Consider the following 20101-nt stretch of genomic DNA (forward strand, 5'->3'; position numbering starts at 1 on the left):
AGTGGATGGTTTATAAGGATAGTGAGCTTGTATTTTAAATTTGGGAGCGTTTGTGTTTTGTTATCATCCTTTCTCAATCGTCTAGCATATGGAACGATACTCTTTCTTTGCGTATTGAATGAGCATAAAAAAAGCCTTTGATTTCTCAAAGGCTTTAGTATAAATGAAAGTTATGTGATTTATTGTATGATCACTTTACGTGTTTGTAGGCCGTAATTAGTAAATAGTTGCACGATGTAATTACCTTTTGCAATGTTTACTGTGCTCACTGATAATATACCGTCTTGCTCACTTACGTCCCAAGTTTGTACTTGTTGTCCTAACATATTTGTAATAGTGATCGTATCGATAGTGATGTCTGCACCTTTTTTCACATTAAGTGTATCCATATTATTAGGAGTATAAACTACTAGATCGCTAGATGCAATTACCACTTCTTCATTACTCAATGTTGAAGCATCTGTAAACACTATAGAAAAACGAGTATCGTTAATTCCACCAGATAGAGTAGGGCTTACAAAGTCACCACTCATCAAGTCCGTATAGGTGTTAAGTACATTATCTTTTAAGAAGATTTGTTGCGTAGGATCTATATTTTGAACATCATCTAATTGAATAGTAAAAGAGCCTGATGCTTGTAGTTTTACCATAAGTGGTAACTCTACTGAGGAGTCCATGGAGTTGATACCTTGTATGCTTAAATTATCATTACCTACTACAAAAGCCATGTCTTCTCTTTGTTCGTCGATTTGTAAACCATCAAACGCATTATCATAACCCATGGTAGCATTAGGATCTACTGTTAAAAGGATTTGTCTGTATATAGTACTTGGACTAGCAAAACCGATTCTTACTTTAGGTCTTGTGTCAGTAAAGCTATTGTAATCGTCATAAGCACTGCTTCCAGAACTGTTTCCTGGAGCAGAAACAAATAGACTACTACCAGAAGCTTCTGTTACAAATTGTCTTTGGTCATTTCTAAACCTAATGGTACCGTCAGAGATTCCAGTTACAAAGAAACCTTGTGCCACAGGCACAAATCTTTCAGGACGCTTAGTAGGTATTCCACCTTGATTAACGTCAGGATTTGAAGTACCTATAGTAGCATTAGGGACACCACCGGAGAAATTATACATTGCATATCCACCTTGATAGTTGGCAAGAATATGTGTATTTCCACCCCAGTGTTCCCAGAAGTATAAAGTACCGTCTAAATGTGGGTTATCAGAAATAAATTCATGAGCATCTAGCGCACTAGGGTATGGATTTCCTATAAGGTAATCGTTTCCTGCATCTATATCTAAATCGATATCACCATTATTAGGCTTACCAACGAAAACATAGTTTTGCTCACCAGCAGCTCCTGTTCCTTTCATTGTGAAACCTTCTCCAGCATTTAATCCAACATTAGGACCCACATATTCCCAGTTAGAATAAGTATTACTAGTTAAGTCTCTATAAGCATACAACCATCTACCAGAAATAGTTGCGGCAGTTGTTGCATCTCCAGGAATACCATCTCTAACGTTTCTAGAAGTGAAATTTAAATTTCTAGGGTTGTTTACCAAAGTACCGTCTTTCAAGTTACCACCAATGGTGTAACCGTTATTATTATTGTTGTTGCTAATACGACTTACTGGAGATGACCAGTAATTGTAATCAAATGTAACTCCAGTACCTTGCTGATCTCTCTCTACAAATCCAGTAGAAGTAGCGAGTAAATCACTGTCGATAGTTTGAACCAATTGAGACTCACCTTTTAGATCAATAGAACTCGTAAGGTCTAAAACGTGTGTAACTGTTAAACCGTGATCATTATTTACATTAAGCTGATTGCTCTCTACAAATAAACCTAATACGGTAATATCACTACTTGTAATAGTTACTTCGCTATTTGTTTTCACAATATTCCAATCTATTCTTTCTACGCTACCATTAATCACTCGAGTGCTTCCTGGAGTATATTGTAATGAACCGTTATCCCACACGGATTGATTTTCCCAACTACCATTTGCTGCGCTTTCATAAGGAAGTGGAGCGGTTTGAGTTCTTAGTTCAAAGAAATCTTCATTTGCCATTCTACCATAACCTTTGTTAACGCTCTCATCATTCAACGCAGAACCTATAAAACTGTTCATGCTGTAATAAGCTACTAGTCTTTCCCAATCGATACCCATGATATCATTCTTAGTAATCGAGGTAGGAATTATGTTTCCTGATACAAATGAAGCGTTTTCTCGAAGCTCTTGATTCATAATAAATCGTATTTGATTTTGTGTAAGAGCTACATCCCACATTCTTATTTCATCAAGTTCACCTCTGAAGTGTTCTACAGCAGTTTCATCTTCTTCAATTCTGGCACCTAAACCTAATAAATTTGAATCGGCCATAGGAGCATCAAGTGGAGCCTGAATATCTTGAACACCGTCAATATAAATTTTTGCTAGTGTACCATCGTAAGTTACCGCAATGTGTCTCCATATTCCATTATTTAAAGCTGTGTTAGATATTACTTCTTCTATAGAGGAAGCACTGTTCCATCTCAGGATGATTCGATTATCATCTCTAAGAGATAATTGGAAACCAGAACCGTTAGCTCTTTTAGCTACTATAGTTCTTTCTGTATTAGTGCTATTTGTTCCTTGACTTAGTACCCAAGCTCCTGCAGTAAACCTACCTCCAAAGCCTTGTGGGTTATCTACAATAACGTTGTCATTAACTCCGTCAAAAGAAACACTTCTATCTTCAAACATAACATCTGCAATGGCTAGAGTAAAATATTTTACTCCATCAAAATTATAAGAAGCTCTTTGGTAAACTCCATCTTCATTAAAGAACCTGGTATCAAGGTTAGTTGTAAAGCTAGGGTCGTCAGCAACCATTAAAACATATTCTCTATTTGCACTCAACGCTGGAAGACCAGAGAAATCACTTGTAGCTACTCTTACTTCTGTAGTAGCAATATCAGTAGTTGTTTGTTCCTCAATTTTCCAAACACGGTTCATTCTAGTGATGCTAGTTAAAACAGCATTGCTTATTCCTACATCATGATTGATTATATTTGAAAATGGGTTCAAGTCTTGACCGTTATGACCCCATATGAGAAAGTCTTTGTCATTTTCAAAACTTTGAGCATTTTGACTTCCCAAATCTTCGACTCTGTTTAATCCTACAGCAACGATGCTAGTAGAATTTTCACTTTTAGACTGCTTTTGAAATAACTCTGAACTATCGTCTCTACCTATTCCAGCCACATCGTAGTTAAAGTAAGTGTTTGAGGAATAATCCCAGATGATGTTGTTATCTGAATCTAGATAGTCCCAATCTGCTCTATGATCATCAAGCGTACTTGTTGGGTTATGAAGAGAAACCCCATTTTTTATAGCCAAATAAGAATAGATTTTTTGTTGTACAGCGTCCGATTTTCTATCGCGGTAACTAAAAACTTCTGTTATTTCTCCATCTAGGTGAGTTTCAAAAGGAAGACCATTTAATTGATAACGACCAGCACCTAAATAGAATGGTTTATTTACGATGGAATTGAAATCCATATTGGCATTTGTAAATTCTGAGAAACCTGTAGCATTGTCAATTTTTCTACCATTTAAATAAATCTCTGTTCCGTTGTTGTTAGGGTTGTTCTTAACATTCAATATGTGAACATCATCAAAAGTTCTTGTTTCACTTACAAAGCTTCTTCCATAACTCTCCGGAGCAGGTGATGTCTGACTAAAAGAACTTACACTATGAGAAATTACAGGGTCTTCAAATCTAACGGAAACAGGTCCCCATCCTAAACCAGAAGGGTCTTGTGAAGGACTTTCTTTAGACACTTTAGCTCCTATTAACATTGTTTCACCTGATAATTCTTTAGTCATATCAATAGTACTTCTTACTACAATCCAATAATCGCTAGAATTAAATCCTCCTTTACCTCTCAAATGTTGCTGAGCGCTTCTATCAAAAGCAACTGTAGAATTAAAATTAATATTATTGGTAACGTTGTTTGCATAAACAGGAGCATTTGTAGCAACTTCAAATGCATCATTGTCAAGTGCTTGATCTTCCCAAAGAGGTAAAGTAGTACCGTCAGTAGAAGATATATCTTGAGATCTCAACCATAAAGTTAAGTTGTCGTTTACATCTGCAGGTCCATCTGCTGCTAGATCTGGATTTGTTTTCCTACCTGTTATAATGATGTTATCAAATAATACACCATCATCTCTAGTATTATCATTGTCACTCGCAAATTGAATTCTGAATCTTAAAAGTGGATTGTTTTCTGTAAGTCCTGGTAATTCGTGACTTGCTTCTTCAAATCTACTTAGGCTAGGATCTCTGTCGGTGCTGTCTCCAGCCCAAGCGTCGGCTCCATTTGAGAAACCGTCTACATCTCCAAAATTATACCAATTGTCACCTGTTGTATCGCTTCCTAAAGTAGACCAAGTTATTCCTCCATTTACAGAATATTGAACACGCATACCGTCATCATTGTCATTGGTATTGGTTCTAAAGTCAATGTAGAATTTTAAATCAGTATATCCCAAAGTGGATATTACTGGACTCGTTAAAGTAGCGGTACGGTTACTAGGATAATTGTTCCAGTTATCAGTGTACCAATAATTTCCTTCTCCTTTCTCATTAGGAACAGTTCCCAGACTGAATCGAAATCCACCATTAGTGGATGTGTTCCATCCAGCAGTTCCATTATCAAAATTTTCATAGTACAAAGTAGAGATTGGACTCAAAGTTTGTGCGGTAATATCAAAGTTATAAGAACCTTCATCAGCGTCGTCAGAATTGAATCTTATTGTTGCATCGCTTGTACCGATAGTCGCTCTGGAATATTCTACTGTAAAAATTTCTGAATTTCCCGCTGGTATAACAGTAGCAGGTTGTAGAACCACGTTGAAATCTCCAGCATTGGTTCCAGTAATAGTAACTGGTGCTCCAGTCAAATTTAAATCTGCTCCACCAGTATTTTCAATAGTAAACGTTCTAGTAATTACTGTACCTAAGTCAGAAGTTCCAAAATCTGTTCCATCAGCTAAATTCGGTGCATTAGAATTATCGCTAATATCGATACCGAAACCGACTACATTAATTTCTGGTGAAAGTGTACAACTACCGCCACCTGAAACATCAAAATTTGCAGAAGCTGTACTTCCTGTATTTAAGGAACCTGAAATCACGTTTGTACCTGCAACGGTTACCGTGATATTGGCTCCAGCTCCATTCCAACCATCACCGTAAAAATCATTTACCGTAAGTAAATATCCTGTATCATCTGGAAGACATCCTAAATTTAAAGTAGCAGAATGAGAACCAGCGGCTCCATTAGAACAATTTGAAGGGTCACAATAGGTGAAAATAGATGTTCCACTTGGATCAAAAATTTCAAAACTATTATCTCCAGACCACTGTGGCCAGTTAACAGAAACTATTACCTCAGAGGATTGGGCAGTAATTAAATTTGAACAAGTTAAAAACATTATAAGAGCATAATATTTTAAAAATGTAGGGTAAGTAATTTTTTTCATTCGTACCTGATTTAAATGATTTAAGTCAGGTTAAATATATAAGCAGATAAACGATCAAATACGCTTTTTAACAGTTTTATCGCTTAACAGCGCTAAAATCATACACTTAATCGATAATTTGCTATTTTAAGAATAACATGTTAAAGTGTTTTAACACTGTTAATCGATAAAATAAACTACGATTTAACAGTTTATTCACATTTGTTAATTATAAGAATAAGTGGTTTTAAAGTTAATTTTTAGAAGATTTTAAATATAGAATGCTCTTTTAAATTTGCGAATAAAATTTTTAGAAATGAAACTCGATGATTACAACAATGACTCAAATAAAGAAAGAGTAGCCATAAAAAAAGCTCCTATCTTTTAAGATAGGAGCTTCGTAGCGTGGGGCGGGCACGATCCGCCGACCTCAGCATTATGAGTGCTGCGCTCTAACCAACTGAGCTACCACGCCATTAGAATAGTGTTGTTGTTTAAGCGGCTGCAAATATACATTTATTTATTTTTTCAAACCAAATGATATCTATACTTAATTTTGAATTATTTGATTTTTGAGTAATAAAATTAAGTCCTATATTGCCGCAAAAGTTTATTCCATGCAAGATCCAATCAAATTTGATTTAGAATTTCCTATTCAAGCATCACCGACATTATTATATCAGCACATTGCAACTCCTTCAGGAATGTCAGAATGGTTTGCAGATAACGTAAATAGTCGTGGAGAATATTTTAGATTTATCTGGGATGGACAAGAGGAAAAAGCTAAAATAATGAAACGAGTATCAGGTGAAAGAGCTCGTTTTCAATGGGATTATGATGAGGATACAAAGAAATTTTTTGAATTGAGAATACAAGTTGATGAAATTACAAAGGACGTTTCCTTAATGATTACCGATTACGGTGATGATGATGATGAGGTAGAGGAGCAAAAAATGTTTTGGGAGAATCAAGTCGGAGCCTTAAAAAAAGTACTAGGTTCTAGATAATCCATTATTAAAGAATTAATTTTGAGCCCTGATGAAAACAGGGCTTTTTTTATGATATTACTGAACGGAGAATTTGTTGCCGAGCAAGAGGCAGTCTTACCATTTAATAACCGAGGAACTTATTATGGCGATGGTGTTTTTGAAACCATGAGATGCTTTGAAGGTAACGTATTACTTTTTGAAGAACATTATTTTAGACTTATGTCTAACATGCGCATTTTGAGAATGTCTATTCCTGAGTTTTTTACTCCAGAATATCTTGAAGATAAAATAAAGCAACTGCTACAAGAACAAGATTTACATCACAACCATTCTAGAATAAGAATTACGGTATGGAGGAAAACAGGTGGTTATTACACTCCTTCAGATTTATCCGTAAACTTTTCTATCGCTGCAACATCCTTAGAAACTAAATTTGAGAATGTGCTTATAAAGGAAATTGATTTATTTAAAGATCATTTTGTGTATGCATCCATGCTTAGTACTTTAAAGTCAACTAATAAGAATGTGAATATTCTCGCAGGTATTTTTGCTAAAGAAAACGATTATGATGATTTACTTCTTCTTAACCAAGATAAAATGGTTGTAGAAGCAATTTCTGGTAATGTGTTTTTACGAAAAGGGGATGAGATTAAAACTCCTCCTATATCTGATGGTTGCTTGAATGGAATAATGAGAGGTCAAGTGATTACGACTTTGAAAAAAATGATCAATTACTCTATTACAGAAGAAACTATCACGCCATTTGAATTACAAAGAGCGGATGAAATATTTATTACTAATATGATAAGAGGTGTTCAAAGCGTTACAAAGTATCGTAAGAAGACCTACGATCAAGCAACAGCAAATGAGCTGAATGAGTCTCTTAATGAATTTTTCTTTGATTAATTATAGGAAGGATTTTCTGGAGCATTAGACCACAATTCATATTCACCGCCTAATTTTTTCATCTTTTTCTTCCAGATGTCGTGCATGTTGTTAGATAAGATATTTTTACTATCGGTGTTTTCAACTACTACCCAAGAATTCCCTGCTAGTTCTTCACTAAGTTGATTTGTTTCCCAACCAGAGTACCCTAAGAAAAATTTGATCTCGTCCCCTGAAATTAAACCGTTATTAAGAAGATCGCTTACCGCGTGAAAATCTCCACCCCAATAAATTCCATCTTCAATTAAATGGGAGTCTGGTATAAGTTCAGGAATATTGTGTAAAAAATAAAGGTTATCGGTGTCCACCGGTCCTCCTTGATAAACCTCAAGTTCAGTAGAAATTTCTGGTATCAATTGATCCAGTGTACAATCTAAAGGTTTATTAAGTATAAAGCCCACGACTCCATCAGTGTTAAACTCAGTAAGTAAAACAACTGACCGTGAAAAGGAATGATCGCCAATGATTGATGGTTCCGATACTAAAAGGTTACCTCTTTCAGGTGCTTTATTTTTCATAAAATCTTAAAAGATATGTTTAAACATAATCAAAAATTACCAATTTATCACAATTCTATAGAAAATAACCATATTTGAGATGGCGATCTCATTGCGATAAGATGCTTGTTGTGCTTATCCTAATTTGATAAATGAAATAGGGTAAGTTGTAGAATCAAAAAAGTCCCTTCTTTATTATGTAAAGAAGGGACTTTTAAACAAGTTAAACTAAGATTCTTAGTTTACCGCTTTTTGTAAATCGCTACCTGCTTTGAATTTCACTACTTTTTTAGCAGCAATCTTGATAGTTTTTCCAGTTTGTGGGTTTCTACCTTCACGTGCAGCTCTTTTAGAAACTGAAAATGATCCAAATCCTACAAGAGATACTCTATCTCCTTTTTTAAGAGATCCTTCTACGTTACCTAAGAAAGATTCTAATGCTTTTTTTGCTGCTGCTTTTGAAATGCCAGCATGCTCTGCCATTCCTTCGATTAAATCTGTTTTGTTCATAATTGAATTTAAATTAATGTTGGTTAAACTAAAACGTGAAACAAATTTATACGGATTATGCGACCACACAAGGATTACAAGCTAAATCTCTTTCATTTGTTCATAAAACTAACAAATTGTTAATAACTATATGCATTTTAAAGAGATTTCTTCTCATGCCTCGCCAAATCTAGCATCTTGGTCAAACGTATAACCGTTTAAGAGATCTTTTACCTTCATTCGTTTTTTATTAGGTAATTGCATCTCTTCTACCTCTATCATATTTTCTTTACATGCTATAGTTAAAGTTCCATTTTCAATCACAAAACTACCAGGAAGCATTTGATGTTTTTTATTGATAATTTTTACTTTGTGAATCTTAACAGTCTTTTCTTCTTTATCTTGAATTACGGCCTTAGCCACTGGATAAGGATAAAGTCCTCTTATAAGAGCGTCTACTTTATTTGCTGGCTCGTTAAAATCAATTAAAGTATTCTCATTATTAAGTTTAGGGGCAGCTCTTAGATGATCGCTTTCTTGTTGAACAGACGTAGTTACGTTACCTGCAGCGATAGTATGAACGGTTTCCAGACACAATTCTGCGCCCATAATCATTAATCTGTTATATAAACTACCTACGTTTTCATCAGGTAGTATAGTGGTTTCTTTATTTGCGATTATAGCGCCAGTATCAATTTTATCGTCTATAAAAAAGGTCGTTACACCAGTTTTTGATTCCTGATTGATAATTACCCAGTTAATAGGAGCGGCGCCTCTATACTGCGGTAATAAACTAGCGTGTAAATTAAAAGTACCTAGCGGTGGCATATTCCATACTGCCTCTGGTAACATTCTAAAGGCAACGATAACTTGAAGATCTGCTTTATAGGATGCGAGTTCATTTAAAAAACTATCTGCTTTTAGATTTTTAGGTTGTAAAACTGGAATTTCATGTTCTACAGCATACTTTTTAACATCACTTTCATTTATTTTTCTTCCACGACCAGCTGGTTTATCTGGAGCAGTTACCACAGCAACTACTTCGTGTGAAGAATTATGTAATTCTTTTAAAACTCCTGTGGCAAATTCAGGTGTTCCAAAAAAGACAATCTTTAATGATTTATTCATGTAAGGTGTATTTATTATTATCGGTTAGGATAATAGTTTTGTTTTCTAATAGTTCTTTAATTGCTTTTATGACCGTTTCACGAGCTAATTTGCTGCGGCTCAAAATTTCTTGAGCACTCACTGGCTTTTTTTGAATCAATGCCAAAACTTCATTTTGTACATTTTCACCTTTTTGCTTAGTCACGCAATTACTGCAATGATTGCAATTTTCTTTAAGTTCTTCATCAAAATAAGTTAAAATCATTCTATTGATACAGTCTTCAGTATTAGTCACTAATTGTATCACAGATTTTAATTTTGCCAGCCGTATTTGATTTTGCTTTTCTAATTCTTTTGAAAACCTATTAATGGTGCGGTCATCATCCCTAGGCGTTAAATAAGTAATTTGTAAATCGGTATGAGCAATGGTCGCGTCTATAAAATCTTGGTTTTTCAAAAGCTCTATAGTTTCAAACACTAAGTCCTCATTAGTATTACTTCTCGTAGCAATAAGTGATGGATTAATTTGTAATGTTTGGTTTTTACTACTTCCGTAAGTCCTTAATATAGATTGAATGATGGCATTAACTTCAGGACGGTTTCTTACAAAGTTTATGATGTTTGTTCCGCTTTCGCGAAAGCGGATACTACAACGTCTATGGAAACCTTGTGCAAGATGGATGACACTAAAGCGGTCTAAGGCATTTAAGGCGCTGTATGCCTGCATTCCATTGAGCTCATAAGTTTTACAGAATTGAGAAAAGGATAAGGGCTGTGTTAAGTTCTCGCCTTCGCCCAAAGCGATTCTCAGAAAATTAGATAACTTTCTATAAATAAATTTGAGATAATCAACAGTAGGTTGTGATTTTACAAATTGATTATAGGCATGCTGGATGTCGTTGCGATTATAAATGAATTGAGCTGTGCTAAGCGTGCCATCACGGCCAGCTCTTCCAGTTTCTTGATAATAGCTTTCTATACTATCAGGCAGCTGCAAGTGAACAATACTGCGCACGTCTGGCTTATCGATTCCCATCCCGAAGGCATTTGTAGCCACGATGACTTGAGTTTCATTTTTGAGCCATGCAGTAGAGGTTTTTGAGCGCAATTTATTAGAAAGACCACCATGATAGAATCCAGAAGTAATACCTTGTTGTTGTAAGAGTAAACTGTATTCCACAGCGTTTTTTCTACTTCGTACATAAGTTATGCTGGAGCCAGAATGTAGCGCATAAAACTCTTTGAGTGCTTGTCGCTTATCTGCAGTATGAAGAATCTGATAATGAATATTTGATCTTTCATAACTGGACTTAAAAACTTGTGGTTGTTCCAGCTCTAACACAGTAACAATATCTGCTTGAACTTCTTTTGTTGCTGTGGCTGTCACCGCAATTACCGGTACTCGAGGATGCAATTCTCTCAAAGCATTAATCTCACGATAAGCTGGTCTAAAGTCGTGTCCCCATTCACTGATGCAATGTGCCTCATCTACAGCAATGAGGTTGACGTTCATTTTAAGTATACGTTCTTGAACAAGGTCTTGTTTCAGTCGTTCTGGACTGAGGTATAAAAAATCATAATTTCCATAAATACAATTGTCAAGAATGTCATCGAGTTCTCTGTAAGAAATTCCACCGGTAATACCAGCAGCTTTGATACCTCTTTTCTTAAGTTGATCGATTTGATCTTTTATAAGTGCTACTAAAGGCGAGATGACGATACAAATTCCGTTTAGTTGAATACCTGGTATTTGATAACATATAGATTTTCCTCCACCGGTAGGCAATAAAGCAAGTGAATCTTTTCCTTCTAGAACGTTTGCTATTATTTCTTGCTGTAAAGGTCTAAAAGATTCATAACCGAACCGATTTTTGAGTATATGTAACGAATTCTCGATCAATATTATAGGTGTTCTTTTATAAAGAGGTATCGACTATTAATGTCTAACTTAGGAACTGAGATAGGAGCATAGCCTAGTTTTTTATAAAAATTCAAAAGAATATCACCTAAAACCACTGCTTGTTCATAGCTTTCATAGCGCTCATTATCACTTTCATAAATCTGTTCCCATGGAGGCAAAAAGAAAACTTGATCATATTTATAATCTTTACAAGCTTGAATAAAATGATCTGGAATTTCATCGCCAGTAAAAACGTGGTATGCCGGTACATCAGGAATTCCTCGATCGTAAAAATTGATGCCTTCTTGGATGTTTTTAAACTGCTGGATTCTTCCTTCAAGTAACTGATTGCTAAAAGCAAATGGATCAGAAAGAAAAAGTTGCTCAATCCCTTGCTCTTGTGCTTTGGCGGTTACTTCTCTAGAGATCTCATGATGAACGTAATAGCCGTTTTCTTCTATAGTTGCAAGGACACTAGTTTTTCCAGACCCAGGACCTCCTATTATTAAGATTCTTTTGGTTTTTTCCATAAGGTTACAAAATAACTAAATCTAAGGATAGCAATCGATAGTATCATTAATTATATTTGCAGTATAGTTATGGATAGAAAGAAATCAGAAGAATTTTACACTAAGTTAAAGAGCCAGCTTTTAGATACTAGTTTATGGCCGTCAAAATATTTGTATAAGTTTATTGTACCTTCAAACGGTACTCAGATTAAAGAAATTGAACAAATTTTTGATAATACTGGTGCAGTTATCAATACCAAACAATCCAGTAAAGGAACTTATACCAGCGTTTCCATAATTGTAAACATGAAAAATCCAGATGCTGTGATCGCAAAATATAAAGAGGTAAGTAAAGTTGAAGGAGTTATATCGCTTTAAGACTTTTTTAATTCTATTTTGTGTATTTTGCAGCTCTTCATATTAAGAAATACATTTCAATTTGATATCATCATTAGAATACAATACAGAGCGCAACCAGCTTGTCATACCTGAATATGGAAGACATATTCAAAAATTAGTCGAGCATTGTAAAACTTTGGAAACAAAGGAAGAGCGCAACCGCATGGCAACAGCTATCATAGGAGTCATGGGAAATTTGAATCCGCATTTGAGAGATGTTGCAGATTTTCAACATAAACTTTGGGACCAGTTATTTGTTATTGCTGGTTTTGACCTTGATGTAGATTCTCCATATCCTATACCAGATAAGGAAGAACTTGCAGCGAGACCTAAGAAAATGACTTATCCTCAAAAGAGACCACGTTATCGATTCTATGGAAATAACATCCAAGGAATGATTAATGTAGCATTAGGCTGGGAGCGAGGTGAGAAACGTGAAGCACTAGCTTATATCATTGCAAATCATATGAAAAAATCATTCCTTAACTGGAATAAAGATTCTGTGGATGATTCTGTGATTTTCAAGCATTTATTTGAATTGAGTGACGGCGAAATTAATCTAGCTGCAAAAGAAGAAGATCTTCTTGAGTCTAAAGCACTTATTTATCGCAATACAAGTACAAATCGTTCTAGAGCTAACACAAATAAAAAGCAATACTCTAAGAAAAATAATAGAGGAAATAACAATAATAATAGACGCCGTAGAAATTAATCCTACCTAAACTATTAAATTGAAGCATAAAAAAATCCCATTTCAAATTCTTGAAATGGGATTTTTAAGTTCATCAGGTCAATTTATACTGATTTCCTTGTATCTTCTGTATTCATTCTCCATGCGTCTAACATCCATGAAGTGGTTTCTAGTTCTCTAATGTAGGCTCCTATTAAATCAATGGTACCTTCATCTCCACATTCATCAGCAGTCTCGACTACCTTTGTCATTTGGCTTAAGATATGACCGTGATCATCTATTAAGTTATTGACCATTTCCATATCAGATAATTCTGATTTAGTCTCCTTCAAATTAGATAACTCTAAGTATTCACTGTAGTTAGAAGTAGGTTGAAATCTTAGCGTTAAAATACGTTCAGCAATTTCATCTATTTTGATAATAGCGTCGTCGTACATTTCTTCAAATTTTACATGAAGATCAAAAAAGGAATGTCCCACAATATTCCAGTGGTAGTTTCTTAGCTTTTGATAGTACAAATGATAATCCGCAAGAAGTACGTTAAGTTCTTTACTTGTATTTTTTGCTTTCTCTATATCGAAGTTTAAATAATTCATTCTTTATTTTGATTTTTCTTGTTTGTCTTTGATTGTTTCAGTCTCTAAACTGAAGTCTCTATTTTTTGTTTTGGTATCTCCAAAACTTGATAAAGGTTGGTCTTTTGTCTTTCTTTCAAATTTCTTGTTCATGGCGTTTGTTTTTTATAAAGATAAGTGTAGAATCGAGTTGTTTATTTGAAAATTGAGTTAAATCATGTTTATGATATCACAAATTGCTAAGACTAATATCCTCATAGTCTTAATTTATTGCATTAAATAAATTTACTTAACAATAAAAAAACTTTCAAAATCACCAGAATCCAGCTGCATCCATACCAGCGGAGCAAATCCTCTTTCTAGACTTTTTGATGCATTTTCAAGAACTTCCCGAAAAGTGAAAGAATCTGACATAGAGAACGGTGTCATTTTCCAGGCATATTTTTCAGGTAAGAAGTAAGTGTTTTTGGTTTCCGCTTTCGCGAAAGCGGATATCTTAAAATAATACCCTACAATACATGCTTTATTGATGTATTTAAAATCATGATTCCAATACTTATGTGGAATAAATAAATGAGCTAGAAAACACACTTGCTGCCTTATTTTTTCTAAAGGAATGGAATGTGAAGTCAAGATATCTTCAGTTTCTTGAGAATAAAGGAGTGGCAGTTGATGGTTCTTGAGGTGCTTGATTTTCCTGATCAAATGATCTCTGCGATTAGGGCCTCGGTATTTGCTCAATTCGATTAAAAGATCGCTCTTCTCAGTTGAGGCAAACTCTGGATCATAGATATAAAATTTATAAACCAATTCAATATGAATGATGTGACCAGTAGAAATTTCTTTAACGATATAGTCTAATTCTCCTACGGTAACTTTCTTTTTAAAGATTTGTACATTGGAAAGCAGAAGCTTGTAATTATTAGACTCTTCTACACAAAACTTGAAGAAATATTCGGCTCTCTTGCCTAAAACTGTCCCTTGCGGAATCGACGGTAGCTCAAGAGCATCTCCTTCTTTAAGATGATTGAAATCAAAGTTTTTAAGATAAAATTGTTTTAATCCTAAAAGGCTTCCAGACCATAAACTTGCTGTTTTATAAAAGGCTTTAAAACGCGCAAAGTTATTATTCATGGATTTTATATTTTAGAATGCTGACTCTTTAAATAACTGCCAGCTGCAGGACCTAAATTAAATAAAAGGTCAAGACCGCTGAGAGGTTGTAAAAAGCCATGCTTTTCTTGGAACACCTGGATATAAGGATCTAGGATGATCGTTTGTTTGGCTTTTGCAGTAATTAACTGTTTTGCTTTACTATCGTTACTATAGGTCGAGGTATTTCTTATTTCCTTATCAATATTCAATTGTTCTAGAAGAAACATTGTTGCTTTTACATTCCAGTCCAGTAATAACTCAGGAATATCTTCATAGAGCTGTTCTAATTCATCTTGATAGTATTCAAAATAAGGACTACTGTAATAGGCACTTTTGATGCTTTTTAAGTGATTAGATTTCCAGCTTTGTGAATGATCTATTTCAATGGTTTTATAAGGAACAGAATGACCTTTTTTTTGATGAAGGATAGGTATGTTGAGCGATAGTTTACCATTAGCTGCCGCAATATTTGTACGATTTCTATAGGTTTGCTTTACATAGCTGTCGTGCACCTCAAAAGCAAGCTGAGTTGCTTTGTGAATATGGATCAAAGAAATTACATCAGGAAAATAGGAAGGATGTATGATAAGCTCCTGCATGTATTTCTCGCTTAAGATTTCTCTTTATTTTCTTTTTTGTTTTTCATGATTTTTCTCACCACAAAATAACCAGCAAGTAACACTAAGAAATAAACGAGATAGGAAGTAGGTTGTCCAGAACCATTTACCGTAGTAAACATTCTTCCAAATCTAAAACCATTAGGAAATGATTTATTACTATCATAACTCATCCATACAAAAACTGGTTTTCCTACCACATGATTAAAAGGTACATAACCCCAGAATCTACTGTCTAGACTATTACCACGATTATCTCCCATGAGCCAGTAGTAGTCTTGCTTGAAAGTGTATGAAGTAAGTGGCTTACCATTTAGAAATACTTCATTTCCTTTGTAAGTGACGTCGTTAAAGATGTTCATCTCACTACCTTCATAGACCTCTATAATTCTTTCAAAGTATGCGATGTTATTTTGATCAATATCAACTGTCATTCCTTCAGCAGGAATAATAAATTCTGCTCGATCTTCATTATTGTTTCCAGTTCTACCGTCATAAGGGAAAACATTTGGTTTGAGATAAGCAGTTTCAGGATCTTTAAAATCCCTTCTCCATTGCTTAAATGGTGATCCTACATCTAAAGTTCTACGCTTGTAGCTAGAAATGATCCCGTCATTTTTGAGACGTTCTACGGTTTCTTCGGTTGCGGTGAGTTGTAGGTCGTTGGGTATTTGTCTGTCAGCCTGAGTTATGGTCTCTGTTATATCATAATTTTCTATCATATAAGCACGATCGGCCATCAAGTCTATACGAGCGGCTACTACGTCAAATATAAATTGTGGTTTGGCTCGTTCTGGCAAGATCAATAATTCTCCATTGATAAATATATCTCCATCTTTCATGGACATTTTATCGCCAGCTATCGCAACACATCTTTTTACATAATTAGACTTTTTATCGATGGGCTTATAATAATATTTTCCATCGTCATAAGGATAAGTGTTAGTAGAGTCTGCAGGGAAATTAAAAACTACGATATCGTTTCTTTCTATTTTTTGGAATCCAGGCAATCGCATGTAAGGAAGCTGTGGACGTTGCAAGTAACTTTTAACTCCTACAATAGGTATTGTATCGTGCACCATAGGAGCTGCAATAGGAGTCATGGGTAATCGAGCTCCGTAATGAAACTTACTTACAAATAAAAAGTCACCAGTAAGTAATGTTTTTTCTAAAGAAGAAGTAGGTATTATAAATGGCTGCATCACATAAGTATGCACAATAGTAGCTGCAATTACTGCAAATAAGATCGAGTTAGTCCATTCTCCAGCTGCTGTTCTAGGATTTAACTCTCTTTCTTTAATATGATTTAAAGGTTGTGTATAGTTAATGTAATAGATATAAAACCCTAAAGTGACCACGCCTAAAAAAGTATCTTTAGGTTTATTGTAACCAAAAGACCTTAAAGTATCTACCCATACTACGATAAACATCATAATATTGACAACAGGTAAAAACAGTAGAATAGTCCACCACCATGGTCTATTCATAATTTTCATTAATGTAACAGCGTTAAATACAGGTACAAATGCCTGCCATGCTTTGTATCCAGCAGCCACATACATTTTCCATGTTCCTAATCCATGTATTACTTGGATTACTAAAAATGTAATCAACCATTCTGTCCAGTTCATATAACTATTTTGTAGTATGTAAGATTATTCTAGGGATTGTTACAGTCCTAAAACATCTTTCATGGTAAAAATTCCTTTTTTATTAACTATCCACTCAGCAGCGATAACGCTACCTAAGGCAAAACCATCTCTGGTGTTTGCCTTATGAATAATTTCTATACTATCGATATCGTTTTTATAGGCTACACTATGTGTTCCTTTAACATCTTCTTCTCTTACGGCATCAATGGCAATCGAATCCTCTTCAGACTGCGTACCTAAGTGCCATTTCTCCTTTCCTAATTTTTCAGAAATACCTTCAAATAAAGTGATTGCTGTGCCACTAGGTGCGTCTTTTTTCTCGGTATGATGTATTTCTTGCATGCTAACTTCGTACTCAGGAAAGGACTGCATCATTTGTGCTAGTTTTTTATTCAACTCAAAAAACAGATTAACTCCTAGACTAAAATTAGAAGCATGCACCATACTTCCCTGACTTTTCTTTACCAGTTCCTCAATCTCGGTTAAATATTCATTCCATCCTGTTGTGCCACAAACTATAGGTATTCCTGCTGGAATAACTTTAAACAAGTTATCTAAAACACTCTCAGGACTAGTGAATTCTATAACGACATCTGCACCTTTGATGTTTTCAACTGTATCATCTTGACGTCCTATTCTTGCGGTAATGCTATGACCGCGCTCTACCGCTATTCGTTCTATGGTTTTACCCATTTTACCATAACCTAATAGTGCAATTTTCATTCTAAAAGGAATAACTTAAATTAAAACCATAGGTGTTTCCTATAGCTAAGGTATTGTAATCAATGTAGGGAAGGACACTTAAATTGCGATCTACATTAAATTGACTTAAATGCCCATCTACGTTTGCATCAATTATTTGCAAAACATAAAGTCCTGCCGTAAATAAAATACTCAACTCTTTATTGCGTTGTGATGTTCTTTGTGCTCTTTCAAGTGCTGCTGTAGTAATAATAGGCGTACCATCTTCATTAGAAAACTCGTCATTAGTTCCACCGGCGAGTCTTATTCTGAAGGCATCTCTAAACCTGTTGTATTCTTTATCGTTTACCGTGTAAACATAAATAGGAATACCTACCGCAGCAACGGCTAGTGGTATTTTCCAATACTTTTTATTGTAAGCTTGACCTAATCCAGGAACGACTGCACTATAAAAAGCTGCTTTAGACGGTCGGTTTGCATCATAAACTCTAGTGACGCTATCTTGAGCTACAATAATGTCATTAAGATCTACAGTAGTGTCTGGATCAGTTTGCGACATTGCTTGAAGGCCAATAAAAATAAATATGTAGAATAAACACTTATTCATTAATCAATTTTACTATGCGCTCAAAGTCTGCTTTTGAGGCATAATTGATAGTAATTTTACCTTTTCCAGAACTAGACATCGTAGTAGTTACTTTAGTGTCAAGAAAAGAGTTCAAATGGCTTGTTTTCTCGGCTACATTTTCTGGTAAGGAGTTCTTTTTAGTTTGCTTTCGCGAAAGCGTACCAGTTTTCAAATCCTTTACTAGTTTCTCTGTATCTCTTACAGAAAGGCTTTCGGCTAGAATTTTTTGGTAAATATCTAACTGCTGTTCTAGACTTTCTAGGTTGATCAAAGCACGTCCATGACCCATAGAAATAAACCCATCTCTCATACCTGTTTGAATGATAGGATCTAATTTTAAAAGTCTTAAGTAATTTGCTATTGCGCTACGAGATTTTCCTACACGATCACTCATTTGCTCTTGTGTAAGATCTATTTCTTCTATTAATCGCTGGTAAGAAAGTGCGATTTCAATAGGATCTAAATCTTGACGCTGTATGTTTTCTACTAGTGCCATTTCTAGCGACTCCTGATCGTTTGCAATACGCACATAAGCAGGAATGGTTTCAATACCTAATAATTTGGAAGCACGACACCTACGTTCTCCAGAAACGAGTTCATACTTTCCAAAACCTTTTTTACGTACCGTAATAGGTTGTATAACGCCTAGTTCACTGATGGAAGATGCCAGTTCTCTTAATTGCTCTTCATTAAAGCTCGTTCTAGGCTGAAAAGGATTCATGTCTATATCCTTCAAAGGAAGATCGATCACGTTTCCTACTATTTGATCGGCATTTTTATCTTCTGCCGTCTTGATATCATTGCTAGGATCTTTTAATAGAGCAGATAATCCTCTTCCTAGCGCTTGTTTCTTTGTTGCTTTGGCCATAGTGCTTAAGCGTTTTTCTGTATAAGTTCATTTGCAAGACTCAAATAATTCTCTGAGCCTTTACTTGATGCATCATAGTTAATAATGCTTTCTCCGTATGATGGTGCTTCACTTAAACGTACATTTCTTTGAATGATTGTCTTAAAAGTAAGTCCTTCAAAATGTTGATTTACTTCTTCCACCACTTGATTTGATAATCGCAATCTGCTATCGTACATAGTTAATAGTAATCCTTCTATATCAAGTTCTGTATTGTGGATCTTTTGAACACTTTTTATTGTGTTTAAAAGCTTACCTAGTCCTTCTAACGCAAAATACTCACACTGGATAGGGATTAATACTGAATTACTAGCGGTAAGCGCATTTAAGGTAAGTAAGCCTAAAGAAGGTGCACAATCTATAATGATATAGTCATAATCATCCTTCACTTCTTTTAACGCTTCTTTCATCATGTACTCGCGTTTTTCTTTATCAACGAGTTCAATTTCTATCGCAACAAGATCAATATGTGCTGGAATAATATCTACGTTAGGAGAATCGGTTGATAAAATTAATTCTTTAGGAGCAACAGAATTCTCAATTAACTGGTACGTACCTTGAGAAATAGATTCTACATCGATTCCTAAACCAGAAGTTGCATTTGCTTGCGGATCAGCATCTATGAGCAATACTTTCTTCTCCAAAACACCTAAACATGCCGCTAGATTTACTGCAGTAGTTGTTTTTCCTACACCACCTTTTTGATTTGCTATTGCAACTATTTTACCCATGGAAGAATTTAAATTTTAAAATGCTAAAGTAAATATTTTACGGCGGATTTTAAGACCAATTATGATAATAAGATGAACAAGATTTTAAA

19 protein-coding genes and 1 tRNA gene are annotated in these 20101 nt (G+C 34.9%); 4 read left to right on the plus strand and 16 right to left on the minus strand.

Features of this window, described 5'->3' with window-relative positions; all coding sequences use genetic code 11:
* Window positions 1–179: 179 nt before the first annotated feature.
* Both DDD_RS13455 and DDD_RS13460 read right to left on the minus strand, forming a co-directional pair.
* Complete coding sequence (locus tag DDD_RS13455; protein ID WP_015363463.1) at window positions 180–5540, minus strand: LamG-like jellyroll fold domain-containing protein; 5361 nt, start codon at window positions 5538–5540, stop codon at window positions 180–182.
* A 380-nt stretch (window positions 5541–5920) separates the two neighbouring features.
* Window positions 5921–5994: transfer RNA gene (locus DDD_RS13460), tRNA-Met, on the minus strand.
* A gap of 142 nt (window positions 5995–6136) precedes the next feature.
* On the opposite strand from DDD_RS13460, the gene DDD_RS13465 reads away from it, so the two are divergent.
* Entirely contained in the window at window positions 6137–6526 is a 390-nt protein-coding gene (locus tag DDD_RS13465) for an START-like domain-containing protein (protein WP_015363464.1), read from the plus strand.
* Between the two features lie 51 nt (window positions 6527–6577).
* Complete coding sequence (locus DDD_RS13470) at window positions 6578–7414, plus strand: aminotransferase class IV (RefSeq protein ID WP_015363465.1); 837 nt, start codon at window positions 6578–6580, stop codon at window positions 7412–7414.
* Here DDD_RS13470 and DDD_RS13475 read toward each other — a convergent pair.
* From DDD_RS13475 to DDD_RS13495, 5 genes are all read right to left on the minus strand, one after another.
* A complete protein-coding gene (locus tag DDD_RS13475; RefSeq protein WP_015363466.1) occupies window positions 7411–7971 on the minus strand; it encodes a YqgE/AlgH family protein in 561 nt (186 codons plus the stop codon). The two genes, DDD_RS13470 and DDD_RS13475, sit on opposite strands and share 4 nt — an antisense overlap.
* Before the next feature lie 216 nt (window positions 7972–8187).
* The gene (locus DDD_RS13480; RefSeq protein WP_015363467.1) at window positions 8188–8460 is read right to left on the minus strand and encodes an HU family DNA-binding protein; all 273 of its coding nucleotides are present in this window, start codon (window positions 8458–8460) and stop codon (window positions 8188–8190) included.
* 153 nt (window positions 8461–8613) lie between these two features.
* Window positions 8614–9567, minus strand: a complete 954-nt coding sequence (fmt, locus tag DDD_RS13485; protein WP_015363468.1) for a methionyl-tRNA formyltransferase — start codon at window positions 9565–9567, stop codon at window positions 8614–8616.
* Entirely contained in the window at window positions 9560–11446 is a 1887-nt protein-coding gene (locus DDD_RS13490) for a RecQ family ATP-dependent DNA helicase (protein WP_015363469.1), read from the minus strand. Before DDD_RS13490 ends, fmt begins: the two co-directional genes overlap by 8 nt.
* Before the next feature lie 2 nt (window positions 11447–11448).
* Window positions 11449–11976, minus strand: a complete 528-nt coding sequence (locus tag DDD_RS13495; protein ID WP_015363470.1) for an AAA family ATPase — start codon at window positions 11974–11976, stop codon at window positions 11449–11451.
* Window positions 11977–12045: 69 nt separating this feature from the next.
* Between DDD_RS13495 and DDD_RS13500 the strand changes: the two genes are divergently transcribed.
* A complete protein-coding gene (locus tag DDD_RS13500) occupies window positions 12046–12333 on the plus strand; it encodes a DUF493 family protein (protein WP_015363471.1) in 288 nt (95 codons plus the stop codon).
* Window positions 12334–12394: 61 nt separating this feature from the next.
* Window positions 12395–13066, plus strand: coding sequence for a DUF4290 domain-containing protein (locus DDD_RS13505; RefSeq protein WP_015363472.1), 672 nt, complete (start codon window positions 12395–12397; stop codon window positions 13064–13066).
* Window positions 13067–13149: 83 nt separating this feature from the next.
* Here the strand turns inward: DDD_RS13505 and DDD_RS13510 are convergent, their stop codons facing one another.
* From DDD_RS13510 to DDD_RS13545, 9 genes are all read right to left on the minus strand, one after another.
* Entirely contained in the window at window positions 13150–13641 is a 492-nt protein-coding gene (locus tag DDD_RS13510) for a Dps family protein (protein ID WP_015363473.1), read from the minus strand.
* Window positions 13642–13644: 3 nt separating this feature from the next.
* Window positions 13645–13773 (minus strand): hypothetical protein, encoded by a 129-nt coding sequence (locus tag DDD_RS18355; protein WP_015363474.1) that lies wholly within the window; start codon window positions 13771–13773, stop codon window positions 13645–13647.
* Window positions 13774–13905: 132 nt separating this feature from the next.
* Complete coding sequence (locus DDD_RS13515) at window positions 13906–14754, minus strand: DUF1853 family protein (protein WP_015363475.1); 849 nt, start codon at window positions 14752–14754, stop codon at window positions 13906–13908.
* Between the two features lie 5 nt (window positions 14755–14759).
* The gene (locus DDD_RS13520) at window positions 14760–15374 is read right to left on the minus strand and encodes a WbqC family protein (protein ID WP_015363476.1); all 615 of its coding nucleotides are present in this window, start codon (window positions 15372–15374) and stop codon (window positions 14760–14762) included.
* An 11-nt stretch (window positions 15375–15385) separates the two neighbouring features.
* Window positions 15386–17023, minus strand: a complete 1638-nt coding sequence (gene lepB, locus DDD_RS13525; protein WP_015363477.1) for a signal peptidase I — start codon at window positions 17021–17023, stop codon at window positions 15386–15388.
* 39 nt (window positions 17024–17062) lie between these two features.
* Complete coding sequence (dapB, locus tag DDD_RS13530) at window positions 17063–17767, minus strand: 4-hydroxy-tetrahydrodipicolinate reductase (RefSeq protein ID WP_015363478.1); 705 nt, start codon at window positions 17765–17767, stop codon at window positions 17063–17065.
* A gap of 1 nt (window position 17768) precedes the next feature.
* Window positions 17769–18353: a DUF5683 domain-containing protein gene (locus DDD_RS13535; protein WP_041567179.1), complete on the minus strand. Its 585-nt coding sequence runs from the start codon at window positions 18351–18353 to the stop codon at window positions 17769–17771.
* On the minus strand, window positions 18346–19242 hold the full coding sequence (locus DDD_RS13540; protein ID WP_015363480.1) for a ParB/RepB/Spo0J family partition protein: 897 nt from the start codon (window positions 19240–19242) through the stop codon (window positions 18346–18348). Before DDD_RS13540 ends, DDD_RS13535 begins: the two co-directional genes overlap by 8 nt.
* Window positions 19243–19247: 5 nt before the next feature.
* Window positions 19248–20012: a ParA family protein gene (locus tag DDD_RS13545; protein ID WP_015363481.1), complete on the minus strand. Its 765-nt coding sequence runs from the start codon at window positions 20010–20012 to the stop codon at window positions 19248–19250.
* Between the last annotated feature and the right edge of the window lie 89 nt (window positions 20013–20101).

The organism is Nonlabens dokdonensis DSW-6 (assembly GCF_000332115.1).
Classification (GTDB): Bacteria; Bacteroidota; Bacteroidia; order Flavobacteriales; family Flavobacteriaceae; genus Nonlabens; species Nonlabens dokdonensis.